The 21,036-nt window shown below is 58.2% G+C and carries 16 protein-coding genes and 1 tRNA gene; 10 read left to right on the top strand and 7 right to left on the bottom strand.

The features are described from left to right. Window positions 1–2,802 (bottom strand): malto-oligosyltrehalose synthase, encoded by a 2,802-nt coding sequence (gene treY / locus ACVWZG_RS03995; protein ID WP_457406384.1) that lies wholly within the window; start codon window positions 2,800–2,802, stop codon window positions 1–3. Between the two features lie 175 nt (window positions 2,803–2,977). On the opposite strand from treY, the gene ACVWZG_RS03990 reads away from it, so the two are divergent. From ACVWZG_RS03990 to ACVWZG_RS03980, 3 genes are read left to right on the top strand one after another with little or no spacing between them, the layout of a single operon-like run. Next, complete coding sequence (locus ACVWZG_RS03990) at window positions 2,978–3,646, top strand: hypothetical protein (protein WP_457406386.1); 669 nt, start codon at window positions 2,978–2,980, stop codon at window positions 3,644–3,646. 34 nt (window positions 3,647–3,680) lie between these two features. After that, window positions 3,681–4,550: a M48 family metallopeptidase gene (locus ACVWZG_RS03985; protein ID WP_011433741.1), complete on the top strand. Its 870-nt coding sequence runs from the start codon at window positions 3,681–3,683 to the stop codon at window positions 4,548–4,550. Between the two features lie 9 nt (window positions 4,551–4,559). After that, window positions 4,560–5,471 (top strand): PfkB family carbohydrate kinase, encoded by a 912-nt coding sequence (locus tag ACVWZG_RS03980; RefSeq protein WP_457406388.1) that lies wholly within the window; start codon window positions 4,560–4,562, stop codon window positions 5,469–5,471. An 11-nt stretch (window positions 5,472–5,482) separates the two neighbouring features. Here the strand turns inward: ACVWZG_RS03980 and ACVWZG_RS03975 are convergent, their stop codons facing one another. Then, on the bottom strand, window positions 5,483–7,201 hold the full coding sequence (locus ACVWZG_RS03975; protein ID WP_457406391.1) for an ABC transporter ATP-binding protein: 1,719 nt from the start codon (window positions 7,199–7,201) through the stop codon (window positions 5,483–5,485). A gap of 36 nt (window positions 7,202–7,237) precedes the next feature. Further along, complete coding sequence (locus tag ACVWZG_RS03970; RefSeq protein ID WP_457406393.1) at window positions 7,238–9,253, bottom strand: diguanylate cyclase domain-containing protein; 2,016 nt, start codon at window positions 9,251–9,253, stop codon at window positions 7,238–7,240. Between the two features lie 675 nt (window positions 9,254–9,928). On the opposite strand from ACVWZG_RS03970, the gene ACVWZG_RS03965 reads away from it, so the two are divergent. The 4 genes from ACVWZG_RS03965 to ACVWZG_RS03950 all read left to right on the top strand — a co-directional run bounded on the left by ACVWZG_RS03965 (window position 9,929) and on the right by ACVWZG_RS03950 (window position 13,965). Next, window positions 9,929–10,288 carry a hypothetical protein gene (locus ACVWZG_RS03965; RefSeq protein ID WP_011433745.1) on the top strand — a complete coding sequence of 120 codons (360 nt, stop codon included), beginning with the start codon at window positions 9,929–9,931 and terminating at the stop codon, window positions 10,286–10,288. Window positions 10,289–10,526: 238 nt separating this feature from the next. Continuing rightward, window positions 10,527–11,447, top strand: a complete 921-nt coding sequence (locus ACVWZG_RS03960) for an L-lactate dehydrogenase (RefSeq protein ID WP_414416634.1) — start codon at window positions 10,527–10,529, stop codon at window positions 11,445–11,447. A 92-nt stretch (window positions 11,448–11,539) separates the two neighbouring features. After that, the gene (gene trmB, locus ACVWZG_RS03955) at window positions 11,540–12,259 is read left to right on the top strand and encodes a tRNA (guanosine(46)-N7)-methyltransferase TrmB (RefSeq protein WP_414343030.1); all 720 of its coding nucleotides are present in this window, start codon (window positions 11,540–11,542) and stop codon (window positions 12,257–12,259) included. 98 nt (window positions 12,260–12,357) lie between these two features. Further along, a complete protein-coding gene (locus ACVWZG_RS03950; RefSeq protein ID WP_457406395.1) occupies window positions 12,358–13,965 on the top strand; it encodes a CPBP family intramembrane glutamic endopeptidase in 1,608 nt (535 codons plus the stop codon). A gap of 12 nt (window positions 13,966–13,977) precedes the next feature. On the opposite strand, the gene ACVWZG_RS03945 is transcribed toward ACVWZG_RS03950, so the two are convergent. The 3 genes from ACVWZG_RS03945 to ACVWZG_RS03935 form a co-directional block, all read right to left on the bottom strand. Next, entirely contained in the window at window positions 13,978–15,039 is a 1,062-nt protein-coding gene (locus ACVWZG_RS03945) for a J domain-containing protein (protein ID WP_457406398.1), read from the bottom strand. Beyond that, complete coding sequence (locus ACVWZG_RS03940) at window positions 14,997–15,854, bottom strand: ABC transporter substrate-binding protein (RefSeq protein ID WP_457406401.1); 858 nt, start codon at window positions 15,852–15,854, stop codon at window positions 14,997–14,999. Before ACVWZG_RS03940 ends, ACVWZG_RS03945 begins: the two co-directional genes overlap by 43 nt. A 198-nt stretch (window positions 15,855–16,052) precedes the next feature. Then, the gene (locus ACVWZG_RS03935; RefSeq protein WP_414356752.1) at window positions 16,053–16,889 is read right to left on the bottom strand and encodes an inositol monophosphatase family protein; all 837 of its coding nucleotides are present in this window, start codon (window positions 16,887–16,889) and stop codon (window positions 16,053–16,055) included. Between the two features lie 269 nt (window positions 16,890–17,158). On the opposite strand from ACVWZG_RS03935, the gene ACVWZG_RS03930 reads away from it, so the two are divergent. The 3 genes from ACVWZG_RS03930 to ACVWZG_RS03920 all read left to right on the top strand — a co-directional run bounded on the left by ACVWZG_RS03930 (window position 17,159) and on the right by ACVWZG_RS03920 (window position 19,563). Further along, window positions 17,159–17,716 (top strand): FHA domain-containing protein, encoded by a 558-nt coding sequence (locus ACVWZG_RS03930; RefSeq protein WP_414356749.1) that lies wholly within the window; start codon window positions 17,159–17,161, stop codon window positions 17,714–17,716. A 72-nt stretch (window positions 17,717–17,788) separates the two neighbouring features. Next, window positions 17,789–17,860: transfer RNA gene (locus tag ACVWZG_RS03925), tRNA-Gln, on the top strand. Window positions 17,861–18,063: 203 nt separating this feature from the next. Next, the gene (locus tag ACVWZG_RS03920) at window positions 18,064–19,563 is read left to right on the top strand and encodes a cobyric acid synthase (RefSeq protein ID WP_457406452.1); all 1,500 of its coding nucleotides are present in this window, start codon (window positions 18,064–18,066) and stop codon (window positions 19,561–19,563) included. Between the two features lie 84 nt (window positions 19,564–19,647). Here the strand turns inward: ACVWZG_RS03920 and ACVWZG_RS03915 are convergent, their stop codons facing one another. Then, complete coding sequence (locus ACVWZG_RS03915) at window positions 19,648–21,024, bottom strand: (Fe-S)-binding protein (RefSeq protein ID WP_457406403.1); 1,377 nt, start codon at window positions 21,022–21,024, stop codon at window positions 19,648–19,650. Between the last annotated feature and the right edge of the window lie 12 nt (window positions 21,025–21,036).

Genomic DNA, 21,036 nt, shown 5'->3' with positions numbered 1-21,036 from the left:
CTAGCGGGATTGTCCCCACAGCAGGGCCACCGGGAAGGATTTCAAGACAACGCCCACCGGCAAGGTTTCGCCGGCAGGGACCCTTTCCTGGGTTAGCCCATTCACCCAGTCCAGCCGCTTCCAGCGCGGCAGATGAATTTCGGTATCTGCCCAAACGGATTCTCCCAGAGGATCTTGGGTTTCGTCGATCAACTTTGTCAGGAAACGCGGCACCGCCGTGAGCAATACCTGCTTACTGTGCTGACGGGCAAAAGCCACAACATGGTCAGCATGGGATCCGCTGATTTGCAGAGGAATGTAGCTGCCCTCGAGAAACAATTGGGGCTGTTCCTGGCGGGCCTTGAGCACGTGGTAAATCAGAAACAGCTTAATGCGTCCGTCGCTGCGGTGCAGGAGCAAATCCGCGATGAGTTGGAGAGGATCCTGTTTAACCCGCCGCTGAATTTCTTCCAAATAGGCGAGGCGACGGGAAAAATCCACAGGCCGACGATTGTCGGGATCCACCATGCTCAAATCCCACAGTTCCGTGCCTTGGTAAATATCCGGGATCCCAGGGCTGGTCAGTTTGATCAGCGTCTGCGAGAGGGAATTAAAAATGCCAAAGTGGGCAACTTTCCGTTGGAAAGGCAAAAAGGACTCCAAAAAGGGGTTAGGGCCTTGAAGGATCCGTTCGATAAAAGCGGTAGTGGCTTCTTCGTATTCGGTATCGGGGCGAAGCCAAGCGGTGTGGACCTTAGCTTCCCGCACTGCTTTGATGGCATAGTCTTTGACCCGCTGTACGAACTGGGGCACCTCTTCCGGTTGGAAGGGATAAGAGCCGAGCAATGTCTGGTAGAGCAAATACTCGTCATTGCGATCCGGCAGTTCTGAGCGCTTGGCTTGTTTGCTGCGGACTTTGTAGCCGAGGTTCAGTTCATGCCAAAGGTTGATGTGCTTTTCCCACTCGGCGGGGATTTCAGAAAGCACATTCAGCCGGGCCCGCACATCTTCGCCACGCTTGGTGTCGTGGGTGGCAGAAGCATTCATGGACAGAGGCCACCGAGCTGCCCGCTCTTGATTAAAGCGGTGAAACTCTTGCACCGAAAGGCCAAAGCGACAGGGATCCCCGCCGACTTCATTGAGAGATAAAAGGCGGTTGTACACATAAAAAGCAGTATCTTCTACCCCTTTGGCCATGAGAGGGCCGGCCAACTGCTGCAAGCGCATGGCAAAATGGATCTGCTCATTTTTCTCCTGGTCTGATAAATTGTCCAGAGACTCCAGGCAGAGAAAGCGCTGAATAAAATTCAGCTCATTCACCAAAACGGGCAGGTTCTCCTTGGCCTTCTCCACAGCTTGACGAACCACCTGTTGACCTTCTGGACTGAGGATCCCTTCGTGGATATAGACGCGGTAGACCGGAAAGCACACCAAAACTTCTACCAAAGCTCGACGTAAGCTGTAGAGGGTAAAGTCATTGGCATAGCGATGATGGCTGGTGATCTGCTTGAGCAAAAAAGCAAGATTATCCATATCCCCTGACAGGTTGCGCTCGATGATCAAGCGTTTTTTATCTTCGATAACCTGCTCTGGGGCATATCGCAGATTTGTGAAGTTTTGATAGAGAGAGTCAAAAGCCTCCGCATTTTCTTCTTGACAAAAGATGCCGTTGAGCTTAGCCAAAAAATCGTAACCCGTTGTGCCTTGAACCGGCCAGCTTTGGGGCAGACTTTCATTGGCCTCTAGTATTTTCTCTACCACGATGTAAAGATTTGGGCAGCGTTCCCGCAGGCGATGGAGATACTCTTCGGGATTGAACAAGCCATCGATATGATCGATGCGCAAACCATTAAATCGTCCCTGTTCTGCAAGCTTAAAGATAAGCTGATGGGTTTTGCGAAACACTTCGCGATCTTCTACCCGCAGCGAGATCAGCTCGTTAATGGTAAAGAAACGACGATAATTGATCTCCTCAGCACCCACCTTCCAGAAGGAAAGGCGGAAATGTTGCCGCGCCAGAAGACTATCCAGCAGGTCAAAGCTCGACGGATCCCCTGGCTTGCCGTTAAAAATGGCAATGTTCTCGTCAAAAAAGCTCTGGATAGGTTGGCTAGACGTGTAGAGTTCCCACAAAGAATGCTTGGCAAAGCTAATTTGATCGGTGCGCTCCAGGAGATCTTCCTTGCTAGGGATAAATTTCAGGCTGAAGAGGATCCCGAGCAACTTGACGTAGTCGGGATGGCTGCGTCCCAATTTTCGCCGCAGCTTGCTCAGGTTGTAGGTAAAAACATCCGCATAGGTGTCAATATTGAGGGGGAACCTCAAGTTGTAGTAGTTAATACTTAGGCCATCGGCATCATAACGAAGCTGGATTTGACCCGACTCCAAACATTTGTCGTAGAAATCTCCCAAGAAGGGAGCTAAGATTCTGCCCTTGATCCCCAGGTAAGAGTGATTCCAATTCACATCAAAGTAGTCAATAAAATCTGAGTTGGGGCCGCTCTCCAGAACATCCATGAGCATCTGGTTCTGGCCATCGTAGGCCATGTGATTGGGCACAATGTCCTGGATCCAGCCTATTCCCTGCTGATTGAGGGCTTCCCACAAGAGCTCAAACTTTTCGCTTCCCCCCAGTTCCTGGTTAATCTGCCTGGGATCCACCACGTCGTAGCCGTGGGTGCTGCCTTTGCGGGCTTGGAAGATGGGAGAGGCATACAAGTCACTGATGCCCAGCAACTTCAGGTAGGGAACAATCTGTCGTGCTGCGTCGAAGTCAAACCCAGCATGAAACTGAATGCGATAGGTGGAAGTCGGGATCCGCATGATGACCTTAGAACAATGACAAAGAAGCCGAGCTTGCCAACGGCATAGGGTCAAGAGAACAGATGTATCTAGGGTAGCGGCTAAGATCAAGGAGTCCTGCAGGGGAGAGGCGAGGTTAGTGAACTTGTCAAGGCCACAGAGGAGCGCTTCACCCCCGGTAAGGGGGCCGGCAAGGATGGCGAGGTGGGCAGGGATCCTGCTCGTGGGTGGGCTGATGGGGAGTTGGCGGAGTGAGGCAACCTGGGCAGAAAGCGAGTTTCGGGTGGGGAGTGAGCTGGTTTTGACCCTGCGCACCCCCGATGCCCCCGCTCGCCTCCGTCTGCTGAAGCAACGGTTGGAAGAGATTTTGCTACAGGCCAGCAGCCCTCAGGTGCAGGTCAGTCTGGATATCCCCAGTCCCAATCCCTCGACGACCGGCAGCGGGGATCCCCCAGCTCAAGCCGCTCGGATTCTTTTGAACCAGCAACTGCTGTTGGAGGTAACTCCAGCCGATGCAGAGGCTCATGCTGCTCCCCAACCGGCAGATCTGGCAAGGATCTGGGCGGATCGCCTGCAAACGGTGTTCAACCAGGAATCCAGTCGGCAGCAACTGTTTTTGGGATTGGGGCTGCCCCCGCACTTGACCTGGCAAGGGCGACTCTATCGCCGCGCTGAGCGTGCTGCCGCCGATACTGGGCGCTTTGTTACCGATGGCACTCGCATTCAAGATCATGTGGTCTATTGGGAGATCCCCTCTGGAGAAAACCCGTTTGACTTTACCAACAAGCCGGCCCTGCCGGATCCGCCGCCGGAGCGGCTATTTTTGTTGAATCGCCACCGCCAGTTTGTGCCCTACGAGTTGTAACCGAAGTCCTTTCTCCCTCTGTTGTCTATTGTCTATGTCGTCCATTCAACGAGAACCTCGCATTCTGTTGGGCCTGCGGGCCGACCAATTTCGTCATCCCGTGGATCTGCAAGCCACCCGCTCTCTGCAGCAAGTGCCGGGGCTGGGCCTGCTGATTCAAAATTGGCTTGGCTCAACGGCAGGACAGATATTTTATCTGGACAACATTGCTTCTAGTATCCAAATTAACGAGCATCAGTTGCCGGAAATTCATCAGCTTTTGGTGCAGGCCTGTCGCATCTTGGATCTGGAGGTGCCCCAGCTCTACGTGCGGCAGAACCCCACGCCCAATGCTTACACCTTTGCCATGCAGGGGAAAAAGCCCTTCATTGTCTTGCACAGCTCTCTGCTGGATCTGTTGGAGCCGCCGGAAATTCAGGCCGTGATCGCTCATGAGTTGGGCCACTTGAAGTGCAATCACGGGGTCTACTTGACGATGGCCAACATTCTCATGCTCTCCACCAGCTTGCTCCCCTTCGGGGGGTTGTTTTATCAGGCGTTGCAGGATCAACTGATGCACTGGCTGCGGTGTGCCGAGTTTACCTGTGACCGGGCGGCGCTGTTGGTAGCCCAAGATGCCAAGACGGTGATCTCGGTGTTGATGAAATTGTGTGGGGGATCCCCGCAATTGGCCTCCAAGCTGAACGTGGACGCCTTTTTGGAGCAGGCCCGTACTTACGACGAGCTGGACGGGGATCTGTGGCAGATGGAGCTGAAGCAGATGCAAACGGTGGGGCGCACCCATCCGCTGCCGGTGCTGCGGGCCAGAGAAATCGAGCGTTGGTTCCGCAGCAACACCTATCAGCAGATCCTGGAGCTCCAGGGATTGGGCTCCGCACCGCGGACGTCAACGGCTGCTTCCTGAGTGCTCAAGATGGATCCCTCTCATGTGCCCCTGGGTTTGCCGCTCATCTTGGGGGAGGTGCTTTTCGACTGCTTCCCCACCGAGGTTGTGCTGGGTGGGGCGGCTTTGAATGTGGCTTGGAACCTCAAGGGGCTGGGATCCGATCCCCTCTTGCTCAGTCGTGTTGGCCAAGACGAGGCCGCCAGAGAGCTGCTGGGGGCCTTGCGACGGCAGGGGCTGCGCCTGGAGGGTCTGCAGCAGGATTCTGTTCACCCCACCGGCAAGGTTCAAGTAACCCTGGATGAGCAAGGGATCCCCACCTTCGCCATCTTGCCCGACCAAGCCTACGACTACATCCAGTTGGATATCGGGGCTCTGCAAGCTCTCCAGCCCAGCCTGCTCTACCGGGGCAGCTTGGCAGCCCGCCGGGAGGCAGCCCATCGCCACTTTCAAGAGGGGATCCCCGCTTTGGGCTGTCCGGTGTTTCTGGATCTCAACCTGCGGGATCCCTGGTGGCATCCAGACGCCATCCAGGAGATGCTGCGCACCTGCACTTGGCTGAAGCTGAACCAGGCAGAGCTGGAGCAAGTGGCCCAACTGGAAGGGATCCCTGCCGGAGACGTGCTGGAGCAAGGACAGATCCTCCAGGCTCATCTGAACCTGAAAGGTCTATTTCTGACCTTGGGAGCGGCAGGCGCGCTGCTGATCACCCCTGCTCAGGTCTATCGGGCCGACCCGGTTCCTGCGCCTCAGATGGTGGATACGGTGGGGGCGGGAGATGCGTTTAGCGCCGTAGCCATCCTGGGGCTGTTGCGGGGATGGCCGGAGGCGATTCTGGTGCAACGGGCTGTGCAATTTGCGGCGGCCATCTGCGGGATCCCGGGGGGAGCGCCTGCGGATCCGGAGTTTTACCGGCCCTTCCGGCAGGCGTGGGGGATCTAGAGGCCAAGGGATTACTGGCGCAGGTGAAACTGGGCGTAGCGACCCCCTTTGCCCAGCAATTCTCGGTGATTTCCCTGCTCCAGCAATTGCCCCTGCTCCAAGACGAAAATGCGGTGGGCGGTGCGCACTGTCGAGAGGCGGTGGGCAATCACAAAAACGGTGCAGCGTTGCATCAGCCGTTGCAGCGCTTCCTGCACCAACGCTTCTGACTCGTTGTCCAAAGCAGAGGTAGCCTCGTCCAGGATCAAGATCTTGGGGTTGAGCAACACGGCGCGGGCAATGGCCAGCCGTTGCCGTTGTCCACCGGAGAGGGTGACCCCCCGTTCTCCCACGCGGGTGGCGTAGCCATCGGGCAAGCTCTCGATAAAGGTGTCAATGTTGGCCACCTGGGCCGCCTGGCGCACCGCTTCCAGGTCAAAATGCTCTTGTCCGTAGGCGATGTTGCTGGCAATGGTTCCCGAAAACAGGGTGATCTCCTGCGGCACAATGCCGATCTGCCGGCGCAGGCTCTTGAGGGTGACGGTGCGGATGTCGATGCCGTCGATGCGGATGCAGCCCTGCTGGGGATCGTAAAAGCGGGGAATCAGGCTCACCAGGGTGGATTTGCCGGCGCCGGAGGATCCCACCAGGGCCACAATCTCGCCGGGAGACACCTGAAAGCTGATCTGTTTGAGCACCGGCTGATCCGGTTTGTAGGCAAAGGAAACTTGGTCGAACTCCACCCAACCCTGAATGGGAGGCATGGGGCGGGCACCGGGCAGCTCCCGGATCTGGGAGCGGGTGTTCAGCAGCTCGAAGATCCGCTCCACCGAAGCCTCACCCTGTTTCAGCTCGCTGTAGTTGTTGGTGATGTGAACAATAGGGTCGATCAACATCGCAACACCGGCGATAAAGCCGAGAAACTGGCTGCCGGTCAGGTTGCCCTGGCTAATTTGCCAGCCGCCCACCCAAAACACCCCCAACACGCTCATGGCGTACAGGAAGCCCACCACCGGGTCTTGGATGGCTCTCATCTGTTCGGTCTGAAACCGGGCCAGGCGGTTGCTTTCGGCAATGGCACTGAAGCGGCGAATTTCGTAGTCCTCAGCCGCAAAGGCGCGAGTGAGGCTGATGCCGGCAAACACCTCTGTCAAGAGGGCGGCCAAATCCGACATCTTCTCTTGGTTGAGGCGGGAGCGAAACAAAAGGCGATCCCCAAACCAACTGATCAAGGCTCCCATCAGGGGGGCTATCAGCAAGGTGGTCAAGGTGAGAATGCCGTTGAGATAGAACAGGTAGGCCACCACCGCCAAGATGGTGAGCACGCTGGGGATGAAGCGATGGAAAAACCGCTGCACCACCTCTCCCACCCGATCCAGATCCCCCGTGAGGCGATAGACCAGATCGCCGGTGCGGCTGCCGGAAAAATAGTCCACATCCAGTGCCTGCAGGTGGGCATAGATCTGTTGGCGCAATTCCAAAACCATTTGCAAGGAGGCCCTCGCCATCAGGGTGTCTTGGCCATATTGGAAAGCGCCGCGCACCAAGAAAAACACCACCCCAATCAAGGCCAGCATCCGCAGTTGCCCCAGATCCCCGGCACCGATGGAGCGGGCCACCCACTCGATCAAGTAGGCGAGGGCGGGCATGGTTAGCACAAAGCCAAGGGTACAGGTTAGCCCCAGCAACAACATCCACAGATGGGGCCGAATGAAGGGAATGAGACGGCGATAGCTACGACCCGGATGCACAAATCACAAACCAGAAGGGCCTCTGACCCAACCAGCTTACAGGATAGTGTTGCGGACTGCTGCCGGGATCCCTGAAACTGGCCGGTAGAGCTGAAAGCCGCTGCGACCCTTTTCTTTGACCTGGTAGAGGGCCAAGTCGGCATGGTGCAAAAGGGTGGACACTTCTACGCCGTCTTGGGGGTAGAGGGCGACGCCGATGCTGCAGGTCACGGAAAGGGAATGGCCCTCGCAGGAGAAGGGAGTTTGGAAGACATCGACAATCCGCTGAGCCAGACGCGCTGCCACTGTGGGGCTGCCAATTCGGGGCAGCAGCAGGGTGAACTCATCCCCTCCCCAGCGGGCGACGATATCTCCAGGTCGAACGCACTTGGTTAACCGTTCAGCTACCCCCTGCAACAGGGCATCGCCGACACCGTGGCCGAAGGTATCGTTGATGTCTTTGAAGTGATCCAAATCCACAAAGAAGAGGGCCAGTGATTCACTGTAGTATTGCTGCAGGGCCTGCTGCAGCCGCTCTCGAAAGCCTTCGCGGTTCACCAAACCTGTCAGGGCATCATGATGAGCGCGAAACTCCATGTAGGCTAAGCTCTGCTTTTGGGCGGTGATGTCTTCGCAGATGCCTTCATAGCCGAGGATGTTTCCGGCTTTATCTTTAACCAAACGGGCCTTTTCTCGGACCCAGATGATCGAGCCATCCCGCCGCCGCAGCCGGTACTCAAAGCCGCGTACGGATCCCTGTTCCTGCAATAGCCGCACAAATTCTTCCCACTGGCTGGGATCCACATAGAACTGCCGCTTGCCCACCTCTCTCGCCTCGCGCATCAATTCTTCAGGGGAGCTGTAGCCGCAGATTTGGGCCAGCATCGGGTTGGCGGAGAGATACCGACCTGCCGCATCGGTGAAAAAAATGCCCTCTACCGCATTCTCGAAAAAATTGCGATAGCGCTCCTCAGCCTGACGCAGCTCCTCTTCCACTTGCCGACGCTCCGAGATCTCGAGGGCCAGAGACACCAAATCCGCCAGGGATCCGGCGAAGTTTTGCTCTTCTAAGGTCCAGTGGCGAGGGGAGCCAATGTGCTCGTGGCAGAGAACACCCACCATCCGTCCTTCCAGTCGAATGGGGGCATCCAGCATCGAGACCACTCCCATTGCTGTCAGGTAGGAATTGCCGAACTCGGCGGTGCGGGGATCCGCCACCACTTGGTCGGCAGCAATGGTGCGCTCTTGCTCCAGGGCTTGAAAATAACGGGGATAGTCTTTGGCCCAGATCTCCGCCCCTTGAGTATGGGATCCCTCGGGGTTGTCTGGGGTGATCTCGAATTGATTGATGCAGCGAATGCTGGAGCGCTCCGACGTGTAGAGCCAGACCCCCACCCGTGCCACCCCCAGGGTATGGGCGGCTGTAGTACAAATCTGTTGCAGAGCAGCTTGTAAGTCTCCTTGGCTGAGGGCTTTGTGCCGGGTGAGCTCCATCAGAGCCCGGTTGTGCTCCAACAGTTGCTTTTGGCTGCGCTGTAGCTGCCACTCCACTTGCTTGCGTGCTGTGATGTCCTGACAGGAGCCGACAATTCGGCTGATTGGCTTGTTCTCCTCAACTACTGGAGAAAGGGTAACGATTAGAACATGGGTCGACTCTGGGTCGGGAGCGGCAGAGGCCGTTAGGCTCAGCTCAAAGCTCACTTGCCGGCCATGGCTGAGGCAGTGTTCGGTGTGCAGTTGAATCTGCGCAGCCAGAGAAGGCGGTAGACAACTCTGGAGCTCTTCTCCCTCGATAGGTCGAGAGGAGAGAAAAAACATCCTGCGAAAGGCCGGGTTACCCACCAAAAACCGACAGCGCGGTTGAGGTGAGCCTCTTTCTGGCTCCGGGGGCAGACACTCAAGGACAAACAACCCATCGCTGACGCTCTCGAACATGGTGCGCAGCACAGCCCGCCCCCGAGTTTGCACCGGGCGCCCACGGTACATGACTTGGGGATTCCACAGATCGGCCCGCGTCAGCGCATCATAAACGCTGCCAGCCTGGTCTGGCCCAGCAGTCCCCCTTTCAACCATAGGCTAGGAACACCCAGTAGACGCTCGGGCAACGGGGAGGGCAAGCCGAAAAAAACAGCTATGAATTCACGCTGTCTCTGCCATTCTACGGTCATCCTATGGAATTGTTGGGGGAGTTTGTGTGTCTCTCGATACAAAAGATCCCCGGGCTGGCACGGGCTTTTGGGTGCTCCGGAGGGGATATTCTTTGAAGCAACTCTTGAGGTTAATTAAAAGAATTATTAAAAAGCCTGTCCTGCCGACGTGAAGGGCTATGCGTCGCCGTTTTCAAGGTTAAACCGCTTCTGGCTCCCGAACTTGTTCTACCCGTACACCGACACGCTTGGGAAGGAACCAGGCTCCTATTAGTTAGAACTGCTCTCATTAGAAAGAACCTCAGCTAGCCCTGGAAAAGGGATCCCTGCCAGACCCAGGATGGCTAATTCCGCGGGCGTGGGATCCCCGATGCATCCAAGGCAAGAGAGGAAGACTGATGGATACAACTCCACCACTCAACCGAGTAACAGCATAGCTCTATTGAGATTAGCTTTCAATAGCGTGCCGGCAAAGTAGGGATCCTCTTTGATAAAGACTTGCATTAAGCTTGAGGAGTCTGGTAGAGTGCTTACCCAAGTAGCAATTGCTAAAGATTTGCAGTTAAGTCTTCTCAGGAGAACAAGCTGCGGAGTGGCAAGCATGGCATGGCAACAGGTTCAGGCGGGGGTGTGGTGTAGGCAGTTGGGGCAATTGGCGCCTCAGTGGTGGTTGGGCTGGAGTCTGGAGCAGGGCTTTCGGCTCTACCGCAAAGAAGTTTCCTCTGCTCTGCCTTCTCTCTCTGCTTTGAGGATTCGCTACCAAGAGCGAGATGGCTGGCTGGACGTGTTTCTGGGAGAAGCGGAGCAATGTAACCGACGACGGCGCAGCCTTTTGGATCCGGCAGCGCGGGTAGCCTTGCACTACATGCCGGAAGATTTAGCTCAGATTCAGTCCCTAAAGTGTCCTCACGAGCGCATTCCTCCGCAGCTTTGGCAGCGGCTAACCCAGCAGCCGGGTTGAGGACTGTTGAAGGTTAGAGGGCTTTATTGTTTCAGATGGATCCAGTCCGCTGCGGCAACCGATCCTGCCTCTTCTCGCCTTTCCAGTTCTTCTGGAGAGCGGTAGCCTGTTTTTTTCTTCCTCTAGGCAGGCTTAAGCTGGAGAACGAAGAGTAGCGGCTGCAGCCATGACTGTTTCTAAGCACCAACCCAAGCAGCGCTCCCAGCAGCAGGTCGAGGGGCTGACTTCTCGCCGCCTTTTGAAGGGATCCATCATCGGCGCCGGCCAGGTAGGCATGGCCTGTGCCTACTCGATGGTAATCCAGAACACTCTGGATGAGCTGGTCCTTCACGACATCGACCGCAACAAGCTGGAAGGGGAAGTGATGGATCTGGTGCACGGGATCCCCTTTGTGGAGCCGACGCGGATACGGGCAGGGGAACTGGCTGATTGCGCCGGGTCAGATGTAGTGATTTTAACGGCAGGGGCTAAGCAGCGGCCTGGAGAAACCCGTTTGGATTTGGTGCAGCGCAACGTCGAGATCTTCAAAGGCTTGATCCCGGCCTTGATGGCCCATTGCCCTGACACACTCCTTTTGGTGGTGAGCAATCCCGTTGACATCATGACTTACGTTTCCCTGAAGTTGTCGGGGTTGCCGGCAGGGCAGGTAATTGGGTCGGGGACGGTTTTGGACACAGCCCGCTTTCGCTATCTTTTGGCGGAGCGCCTGGGGGTGGATCCGCGTAGCCTGCACGCCTACATCATCGGCGAACATGGAGATAGCGAGGTGGCCGTTTGGAGCAAGGTGAACATCGCCGGCACCCCGATTGGGGAACTCTCGCCGGACTGGGATCCCGCCCATTTGGGGGATATCTTCGAGCAGGTGCGCAACGCTGCCTACGAGATCATCCGTCGCAAAGGGGCCACCAGCTACGCCATCGGGTTAGGGGTGACGCAAATTGTCCAAGCCCTGCTGCGGGATCAACACCGCGTTTTAACCGTGAGCAGCCTCACCCAAGGGGAGTACGATCTGCCAGAGGTCTGTCTCAGCTTGCCCAGAGTGGTCGGGCGGCAGGGGGTGGAACGCACGCTGGCCATGTCCCTCACCGAGAGCGAGCGCAAGCAGCTGCACCGCTCGGCCCAGATCTTGCGGCAAGTCATCGACAGCATCCGGTGGTAGCCTAGATCTCCTGGACTTTTGTCGCTCCCCTCCAAGCTGGGGGATCCCTTGGTCAGTGGGCGAGGGCCGCAGCTGGCGGCAGGAGGTGGTCTATGGAAGCAGAGGTGCAACAGGGGCAGCAATCGCCTGAGGGCCAACTGGAGAAGCGCCCCCCTTCTCCGCCTTGGGCCGGGATCCCCTTACAGAGGGGCCTCGGTCACCGGGTACGGCAGCACGTCAATCCCCTGCAGGCGCAGTATCAGCAGCCCACCCCCCCACCCCACTGGGAGCGGGTATACCGACGGCTGGGGCAGCCCTTTCATCTGGATATCGGCACAGGGAGCGGACGATTTCTGCTGCGCCTCGCTCAGGAGCAGCCCGACTGGAACTTCCTAGGGGTAGAGATTCGGCAGGCGCTGGTGGAGCGGGCCAATGCCTGGCGGGATGAGCTGGGGCTGGATAACGTCCATTTTCTGTTTGCCAACATCAATGTCTCTTTGCGGCATCTGTTTGCGCCGGGGGATCTCAGCCGGGTGACCATCCTATTTCCGGATCCCTGGTTCAAAAAGCGCCATCACAAACGGCGGATTGTCCAGCCCCAACTGGTGGCGGATCTGGCTCTGCTGCTGCGACCGGGCAGCCCTGTCTTCCTGCAATCGGATATCCAAGAGGTGGCCGAAGAAATGGCAGCTCGATTTTTAGAGCATCCGCAGTTTTGGGATCCCCATCAGGGGCCTTTGGACTCCAATCCCCTCGGCATCCCCACGGAGCGGGAGTGGCACTGCCTACAACTGGGCCTGCCCATCTATCGCTATTGGCTGGAGCGACGGTGACAACAGGACAAATCCGTAATGCAGTAATAACAACTCCATTCCGCCAAGACAATACAGAAGATAGGATATAACCCGCTTGAGTTGGATCCGTCGCCGCAATGTCTCACTCTGAAACCACGGCCTCTGCCGACCCCTCCTCTGCTTGGTTTTCTGTTCGCCGTGGGATCCTCAACCTGCTGAGCCTATTGGCCATTGTGATTGTCGGGCTTTCTCTTTCCAGCAGTTGGTTTCAGCCGCCGCCCCAAACGCAGTTGGATTTGTTGCAAACCGATCTCGCCCTGCAGGCTTCCCGCACCCTCGATGATCCCCGCTATCAGGATCTGGCACGGGCACTTTTGGGTCAGGATGTGTTCAAGGTGGCCCAAAATCGCTATCAGCAGACCGCCGATAACTACACCGAACGCCTGAAACGTTTGAAACGGCTGGCCCGTTTAACTCCTGCTGGCGAATCTGAGGCGGCCAGCCCAGAACTGGCCCAATCTCCAGAGGTGGATCCCGCCCTTTTGGCCTCAATGCAAGATTTGCAGACGGAGCTGGATGCACTGTGGCTGCGCCTTGGCTTGCTCTATGCCTACCAAGAAGATCTGGAGGCCGCTCAGCAGCAATGGCAGCAGATCATCGACCTGGAACGTCCCAAAGTGCTCCGCGCCGCTGGCGCGATGGAGGTGGAATCGAGTCAAAAGAGAGCAGCCCAGGTTCTACAGGGACTGTGGGGAACACCGCGGCGCATCTTGCCAGAGGCGGAAGTGCAGATCCGCAATCATCTGGATGGTTGGTTTGAGGCGGTGGCTCTGCAACAGCTTTACCGACTGCAGCAGCGCAGCGATAGCCTAAATGCCCTCAACCAACAGCAGGAAAAATTGGCCTTGGCGGCTCTATTTCGACTGGCGGTGGTGGGCGGGATCCCCGTGCTGGGGGCACTGCTGGGGTTGATGCTCTTGTTGGGCTGGCTGAGCTGGAGCCTTTGGCGCAAACGTCCGCTCCTGGGCCCTGCTTGGGAAGTGCCTTGGCCGGGGATCGGGGCGCAAGCGGTGTTGACCGGCTGGTTTTTGGGGTTTATCGCCCTCAACGCTTTGGTGCCTCGACTTTACATCATCATCCTCGGCCTGGGGGCACGGCAGCTCAGCCCTTGGCAGCAGGCGGTAGCCCTGTTTCTCACCTACAATTCCGGCGCTTTGCTGGGGGCAGGGTTATTGTACCGTCTCTTGCACGCCTACCCCGGCTGGCAGAGGGTGCTGCAGGTGCGGTTGTGGGGTCCTTGGCTGCTGTGGGGCTTGTGTGGCTACTGGGTGGCCTTGCCTTTGGTGGTGCTGGCAGCGGCGCTGTCGCAGTTGCTGCTGCCGCAGGCGGGGGGTGGGAATCCCATTTTGCCCCTGCTGCTGGATAGCCATGGTTGGGGGGCGCGGTTGGTGTTTTTGGCCGTGGTGTCTGTCTGTGCCCCTGTTTTTGAGGAGGTGCTGTTCCGGGGCTTTTGGCTGCCTACTCTAAGCCGCTACCTGCCTATGGGGGCCGCCATTGGGCTTAGCGCCTTCACCTTTGCCCTTGCCCACCTCAACCTTTCCGATCTGCTGCCTTTGACCATGCTGGGGGTGGTGCTGGGGGTGGTGTACAGCCACAGCCGCAACCTGCTGGCTCCCATCCTACTGCACAGCCTCTGGAATACGGGATCCCTGGTCACGCTGCTGGTGCTAGGGGGTGCGCGTTAAGGGGGGCTCTGCCTACTTTTTCCTGCCGAAGAAGCGGCTCAAGAACCCGCCGTTGTCCTCCTTACGGGGAGGTGGCACCACTTTCTGAGCCTGTGACGTTTGACGGCTGGCCACTCGCGTTGGCGGGACGGAGTCCTTGGGGACGGGAACGGGCTGTTGAGTGGTGACTTGCTGCATCCAACGGCGCACTTCTGCCATCAACTCGGCGTTGGCAGGTTCTAGGCGACTGGCTTGCATAAAGTCTGCTTTGGCCATGCCGGTATTACCCTGCTTCAGGTGGGCAATGCCCCGGTGCAGGTAGTAGCGGGCCACGTTGGGCTCAGCGCTGATGGCAAAGTTCAGATACTGCACCGCATCCCGGTATTGCTTGCGCTCGATCATGTCCAAGGCTTGGATAAAGCGGGTTTCCGCAGGGCTGAGCTTGGGAGCCGGAGGTGGGGTGGGAACGGGCTGAACAGGGGGACGGCTGGGCGGAGCAACGACGGGGGAGGCTGGGATCCCACCCACAGTGGTACGGCTGGGGGAAGGGGTTGGGATCCCGGTCGCGGTAGTGGTTCTAGAGGCAGGGGCTAGGCTCCCCTGGTAGCCGGCTTTGAGCAACAAATAGGCCAGGTTCAGCTCGCTCAATTGCTCGGTTTTCTCGAGCAGGGTTTCCATGGAGCTGTATTGCTCTTTGGCCAGCTTCTCCACCCGCCTGACATACTCTTCTTGCCAATGGGGGTGCTCGGCCAAGCCCTTGACAGCTTCCCCAGAGGGCCAAAGATCCGGGGGGGGCGTCTCCAAAAGGCGTTTAATCCGCATTTTGAGCACCGTTTCGTATTCCCCTCGCTCCCGCTCTTTGGTCAGCACTTCGTTGGCCGGGTTGACCAGCTTGGCAAAGAGGATGTTGGCGCGTTCTGCACCTTCGGGATCCCCCACAAACCGATCCGGGTGGAGGGCCTTGGCCGCCTGCAGGTAGCCGCGCCGGATCCCCTTGGAGTCGGCGGTAAGGGGCACGCCTAAGATGGCGAAATGGTCAGTCTCGTAGCGGGCTAGTCCTCGGTTGAGGCGGGGGACATTAGAGTTGGATCCCATAGTTGCCACTTCTCTAAAATCTGCTGCAAGGTTCCGTTTTCGATCAGGCTGGAAATCGCCCCATCCACAGCTTCCTTCAGGGAAGGATGCTGAGAGGATACTACTCCCACCAGAGGCATGGGGAACAGGGGCGGCCCCACCAGGCGCAGTCGGGATCCAGCTTGGCGCAGGTTCAGGGCGGCAACGGGCTGATCGACCAGCACAGCATCCAACTGGCCAGCCTGTAGCTGAGCAAACAAGCGCTCAGGGTTACTGGTGGCAAAGAGACGAATGGCGTTGCCTCTCCTCTCGTTGTACGCCTCCAGCAGGGCTGCCCCCGTACTGTTAACTACAATGCCCACTTTGCGGCCAAATAATTGCGATAGTGCTTCAATGGCCGGTTCCTCTGGCCCAGAGGTGGGGAAGGGATCCCGTACCACCAAGCGCTGCGGGCTGAGATAGTAGGGCCGGGTGGCCAGAAACTGCTCCGGATCCAAGCCCAAAGCTTCCCGCGCTCCCCAGATCAAGTCCACCTCATCCGCTTGCAAGGCCGCCAACTGCTCGCTCCAGGCCACGTAGATGGGATCCACCTGCACCTGAAGGGTTTGGGCAAGCGCCTCCAGGATATCCCACTCGAAGCCGGCGTAGGTTTGTCGCTCCAAGTCGGTATAGAGATAGGCCGGCCCCAGACTGGGATCCAAGCCAACCCGAATGCGCCCCCGGGCCTGGATCTCGGCCCAACGGGAATCGAGGGGCTGTGCCCGCTCGGTGGGGGCAACCTTCCCTTGTTCCGGCTGAGGGTAGCCGGGGCCAGCAGTGGCGACCCCAAGGGCCATTGCTCCCAAGATGAGGGCCAGGCCGAACTGTGCCGCCCGGCAGCCATGTCGCTGTTTTCTGTGGAGCTTGCTAACCAATCTTCTACCTACCCTGCCCGACACGGATGTTTTGTAGTCTTCTTGATTATTCTTCAATTATTCTTCAACTACTTCTGTCTCGAATTCAACTCGTTCAACCGGCAAGCTTTCCCGGTTTTTCTAGGTTGGGTGGGGATCCCGCCGCATGGGAAAGGAGACCGGCAAAGGCCGCACCTGGGCCAGTTCTTCTTGCAGAGCAGCGTGTAACCAGCCATTGCTGGCCAACAGTCGGCCACTGTAAACATCCACCGGGCTGCCATCATAAGCGGTCACCTTGCCGCCTGCCTCCCGCACCAGAACGATCCCTGCGGCAATGTCCCAAGGGGAGAGGCCCCGCTCCCAGTAGCCATCCAACTGGCCGGTGGCCACATAGGCCAAATCCAGAGCTGCAGATCCGCCGCGCCGTACTCCTTGGGTGAGATGGGTAAAGTGGCAAAACTCGGCGTAGTTGTTGTCGGGGGTTTCGCGACGATCGTAGGCAAAGCCGGTAACCAGCAGGCTCCGAGACAATTCAGCCGTTGTGGAGACTCGAATGGGTTGACGGTTGCGGGTGGCCCCCATCCCTTGGACGGCGCGAAACAGATCCCCGCGAAAAACGTCACAAACAACCCCCAAAACCGGCTCCCGCCCCTGCAGCAAACCGATGGAGACGGCGGCAAAAGGGTAACCGTGGGCAAAGTTGGTGGTGCCATCCAGGGGATCGATCATCCAAGCATAGGCGCCCTCCGGAGATCCCTGCTGGCCTGATTCCTCGGTCAAGATGACATCTTCGGGGAAGTGCCGCCTCAAGATTTTCAAGATGAGATCCTCGGAAGCGCGATCCGCCGCCGTCACCAAGTCGCCCGGACGTTTCTCCTCAATGGCAAGGGTGCCCCCCACATAACTGCGCAGCAAAGCTCCTGCCTCCAGGGCAGCTTCTGTGGCCACATCCAACCGACGCAGCAGGGCCTCTGTCACACCCCTACCTCAAGAATCTGTTACTCAGGATAGCCCGCGAAGGCTGAGGCTCCCAAGGGATCCCTGAAAGCCAAAATAGGCCCAACCTGAGCCCAAGCCCAGTTTCCGGGGAAAGGGGGTATCTCCAAGGCTGCCTGTGGTGTATAGTACAGTACACTGGGGCTTGTGGGTTTTCCGGCAGCCCGCCAAGACCAGAGTTCCTTTGAAAGCAGTAGGGTTTTGGGGAACTATAGATAAGACTTTGAATTTGGAAAGCCAAGCTGCTGTAAATGGCGTTGAGCGTTGAGGGGGGAAGACCTTTGCCACATAGCTACGACGATTTTTTCACCTCCATCACAGAGGTTGGCGGGAAAAGTCCTCTTCCCAGCCAGGGCTTTGATCTGCCGGCGGATTTGTTCGATCAAGTCCCTGAACGGCCGGTGTCCCATCCGGAGTTCACCCTGTCCATCTGCCATCCTGTCCGGCCCTGCAGCTACATCCTGCGGGAGAGTATCTATACGCTTGGACGGGATCCCTCCAACGCCATCCAGATCGTCAATCGGTTTGTCTCGCGTCGCCACGCTTACCTGGTGCGGGTGCCCACCAAGTCCAACCGGACAGGGTTTACCTATTGCCTGATCGACGGCAACCGCAAGGGCCAGTCCAGTACCAATGGGGTGTTTGTCAACGGCACGCGGGTGGCTACTCACTACCTGAGGAGCGGAGATGTCATCTATTTCGGGCCGGAGATCCGCGCCTATTTCTTTGAGGTAGCCCGCACTCTCCCCGTGACTCCTCTTGACATTGGCCCTGACCTTGGCGAAGAGCTTCAGCTTCCCCACGCATAGGAGCTCACTGCAACTGTTGACAGACCCGAAGCTGCATCGCTAGATTAATTAAACTGGTTAAGCAATGTGAATTGGGGCATCGCCAAGCGGTAAGGCAGCGGGTTTTGGTCCCGCCATTCGGTGGTTCGAATCCATCTGCCCCAGCTCAAAATCCTGTCGAAAGCACAAAGCGCAAGCCCCTGGGATCCCGTGCAGACCGGAGGGTGCGGCTCTGGGCATCAGCAGGGCGCGTTGCTCTGGGGAACTGAGGAATCATGGGGTCGCTTTTGCCAACGGAGGCCCTAGCTTGGCGAGGCTGGCCGCGGGGAGAATGGCAACAACCAGAAACCAAGGGCGAGGGATCCGGGGTGAGCTGTTCAGGTCGATCCTTGATGGTGGTGGGAACTTCTTCCCATGTGGGCAAAACCCTTTTGGTGACAGCCCTCTGTCGCATTCTCAAGAAAGCGGGAAAAAGGGTCGCCCCCTTCAAAGCTCAGAATATGTCCCTCAACGCCTATGTCACCCCAGAGGGCAAAGAGATCGCCTACGCGCAGGCTCTGCAAGCTTGGGCTGCCGGGATCCCCCCTGCGGTGGAAATGAACCCGATTCTTCTGAAGCCCCAGGGCAACCTGACTTCCCAGATCGTCTTGAACGGAGTGGCGGTGGGCACCTACCGCGCCGGAGAGTATTACGAGCGCTGGTTTGCGCCGGCCTGGCAAGCGGTCAAAGAAGCCCTTGCTCGCCTACAACAGCAGTACGACTGGATCCTTTGCGAGGGGGCAGGCAGTCCGGCAGAGGTGAACCTCAAACATCGGGACTTGGCAAATATGCGGGTTGCCTTGCATTTGGGATCCCCCACTTGGCTGGTGGCGGACATCGACCGAGGTGGGGCGCTGGCCCATGTGGTGGGCACACTCCAACTGCTGGAACCCGAAGAACGGGCCCTGATCCGGGGCATTGTCATCAACAAGTTTCGGGGCTCGCGGGAACTGTTGCAGCCCGGCCTGGATTGGCTGGAAAACTACACCGGGATCCCAGTTGTCGGGGTCTTGCCTTGGGTGGACTGGGTTCTGCCCCAAGAGGATTCGATGGGAATTGCAGCCAACCCCCTGCTTTGGGAAGATCGCCGCGACCGGGCCGGTGGCCAAGCCCTGAGGGAAGGGCGCCTGGAGATTGCTGTGGTGCGTTTGCCCCAGGTAGCCAACTTCTCGGATTTTGACCCCTTGTTGGCGGAGCCCACCGTCCATCTGCGCTGGGTTCACCTTGGCCAAAGTTTGGGATCCCCGGATGTGGTTATCCTGCCCGGTAGCAAGACCACCCTCAACGATCTGTTCGCGTTGCAAAAGACCGGCCTGGCCGATCAACTGCGCCAATACTCCGGCCATATCATCGGCATTTGCGGTGGGCTGCAAATGTTGGGAGAGACCATCGCCGATCCCGAAGGCTGGGAGGGGATCGCCGGCACCTACTCGGGGTTGGGCTTTCTCCCTTTGACCACCGTTTTACAGCCCACCAAGGTCACCCAGCAGGTGCAGACCCAAAGCCGATGGCCTGCCCTGGCCCCCATTCAGGGGTACGAAATTCATCAGGGATCCACCCAGGCGGATCCCTCTGGCTGCCTGCCGCTGTTCGAGCAAGAGAACCTGGGCTGGCGGGATCCCACGGGTCGGATTTGGGGCAGCTATCTGCATGGCCTCTTTGACAACCACCTGTGGCGGCGACATTGGCTGAACGGGCTGCGCCGACAAAAAGGCTGGGATCCCTTGCCGGAGCTGGAGGGCCACTATGCTCAGCAGCGGGAGCAATTGCTGGAGCGCCTGGCCGATCTGTGGCAGCCTCACCTGGACTTGGGCCTGTTGATGGAATAGCCCATCGGCGATGGGGGAGAGAAGTGGGGTGGGAGGCTATGTTGCGCCAGGTTACGCCAGCGCGACCGGAAATCCAGGATCCACTCAACCGGTTGCCTCGGCTACCTCTGCCTGACCCGAAGAAGTCCCTGTAGCTTGTTCGCGAAAGCGTCGCGGAGCGGCGAGGGCGCGATCCAACAATTCCATCGGGTGATAGATGGGGATCCCGGCCTTGCCTTGCAGGCGCAGGTGCTTTTGGATTTGCAAGCGGCAGCCGATGTTGGCGGAGACGATCCCCTGGGCGCCGGTGTTGAGGAGGTTGGCCACCTTTTGGGATCCCAGCTCGTCCGCTACCTGGGGTTGCAACAGGTTGTAGACGCCGGAGCTACCACAGCAGAGGGCCGCATCGACGGGATCCCGCAGCTCCAGCCCTGGGATTTGCCGCAGCAGGTGTCGGGGTTCCTGGCTGAGCCGCTGCCCATGCAGCATGTGACAGGCATCCTGGTAGACCAGCACCAGGGGTTCCGGCTGTAGCGGATGTAGAGGAGCCGTTAACCCCACCTGAGCGAGAAACTCCTGAATGTCCTTGACCTGGGCGGCAAATCGGGCTGCCTTCTCTTTGTAGTCGGGATCCCTGGCCAATAGGTGGCCATAGTCTTTCAGGGTATGTCCGCAGCCGGAAGCGGTGATCAGAATGGCATCTAACTCACAATTGGCAAAGGCATCGATCATCTGGCGGGCCAGGGTTTCCGCCTGCTGCAGTTGCCCTTGATGGTGGGGCAAGGCCGCACAACAGCCCTGGACAGGCGGGATCACCACCTCACAGCCGTTGTGGGTCAAGACGCGAATGCTGGCCTCATTCACCTGCGGGGCAAACAGGCGCTGCACGCAGCCCAAAATGAGCCCCACCCGGAAACGGCGTTCTCCCACCGCCGGGATCCGCTCAGGGTAGCGCTTGGGCAGCAGTTGCTCTACCTCGAGGGGGGGCATCAGGGATTCCATGGCCGCTAGCCGCGGGGAGATCTTTTCCAGCCCCTTGTGGACCCAGGCGCCGATCCCCATCTTTTGGTAGAGCCAGAGGGGCCAGAGCAGCGGTCGCAGCCGCTCCGGATAGGGGAAGAGGAAAAAAATCAACTGGCGGTACAGTCGATCCCAAAGGCTACGTGGGTAGTTGCGTTCGATTTGCGGGCGGGTGGCGGCAATTAAGCGGTCATATTGCACCCCCGATGGACAGGCCGTAACACAGGCCAAACAGCCCAAACAACTGTCGAAGTGGGAAACCACTGCCGCTGAGAGAGAGATTTGGCCCTGATTGAGGGCGTCCATCTGGTAGATGCGGCCCCGAGGTGAGTCCATCTCCTTGCCGAGGACGCGATAGCTGGGGCAGGTGGTCAGGCAAAACCCACAGTGCACACAGGCATCGATCAGCTTCGGATCCGGGGGATCCACCCCATCAAAACCCGGCCCTTGCGATAAACTCATTGGCTTCGACCT

The organism is Thermostichus sp. OS-CIW-33, assembly GCF_054059615.1.
The sequence above is the reverse complement of the archived record's forward strand: the minus strand, read 5'-3'. Positions and strand labels throughout refer to the sequence as shown.

Excerpts from the sequence above, each read along its gene's own strand:
- ACVWZG_RS03940 (WP_457406401.1), bottom strand. The coding sequence starts at position 15,854 with ATGGCCCTTGGGGTCGCCACTGCTGGCCCCGGCTACCCTCAGCCGGAA.
- ACVWZG_RS03930 (WP_414356749.1), top strand. The coding sequence starts at position 17,159 with ATGGCGTTGAGCGTTGAGGGGGGAAGACCTTTGCCACATAGCTACGAC.
- ACVWZG_RS03990 (WP_457406386.1), top strand. The coding sequence starts at position 2,978 with ATGGCGAGGTGGGCAGGGATCCTGCTCGTGGGTGGGCTGATGGGGAGT.
- ACVWZG_RS03970 (WP_457406393.1), bottom strand. The coding sequence starts at position 9,253 with ATGGTTGAAAGGGGGACTGCTGGGCCAGACCAGGCTGGCAGCGTTTAT.
- ACVWZG_RS03945 (WP_457406398.1), bottom strand. The coding sequence starts at position 15,039 with ATGGGATCCAACTCTAATGTCCCCCGCCTCAACCGAGGACTAGCCCGC.
- ACVWZG_RS03980 (WP_457406388.1), top strand. The coding sequence starts at position 4,560 with ATGGATCCCTCTCATGTGCCCCTGGGTTTGCCGCTCATCTTGGGGGAG.
- ACVWZG_RS03950 (WP_457406395.1), top strand. The coding sequence starts at position 12,358 with ATGTCTCACTCTGAAACCACGGCCTCTGCCGACCCCTCCTCTGCTTGG.
- ACVWZG_RS03985 (WP_011433741.1), top strand. The coding sequence starts at position 3,681 with ATGTCGTCCATTCAACGAGAACCTCGCATTCTGTTGGGCCTGCGGGCC.
- treY (WP_457406384.1), bottom strand. The coding sequence starts at position 2,802 with ATGCGGATCCCGACTTCCACCTATCGCATTCAGTTTCATGCTGGGTTT.
- ACVWZG_RS03915 (WP_457406403.1), bottom strand. The coding sequence starts at position 21,024 with ATGAGTTTATCGCAAGGGCCGGGTTTTGATGGGGTGGATCCCCCGGAT.
- trmB (WP_414343030.1), top strand. The coding sequence starts at position 11,540 with ATGGAAGCAGAGGTGCAACAGGGGCAGCAATCGCCTGAGGGCCAACTG.
- ACVWZG_RS03965 (WP_011433745.1), top strand. The coding sequence starts at position 9,929 with ATGGCATGGCAACAGGTTCAGGCGGGGGTGTGGTGTAGGCAGTTGGGG.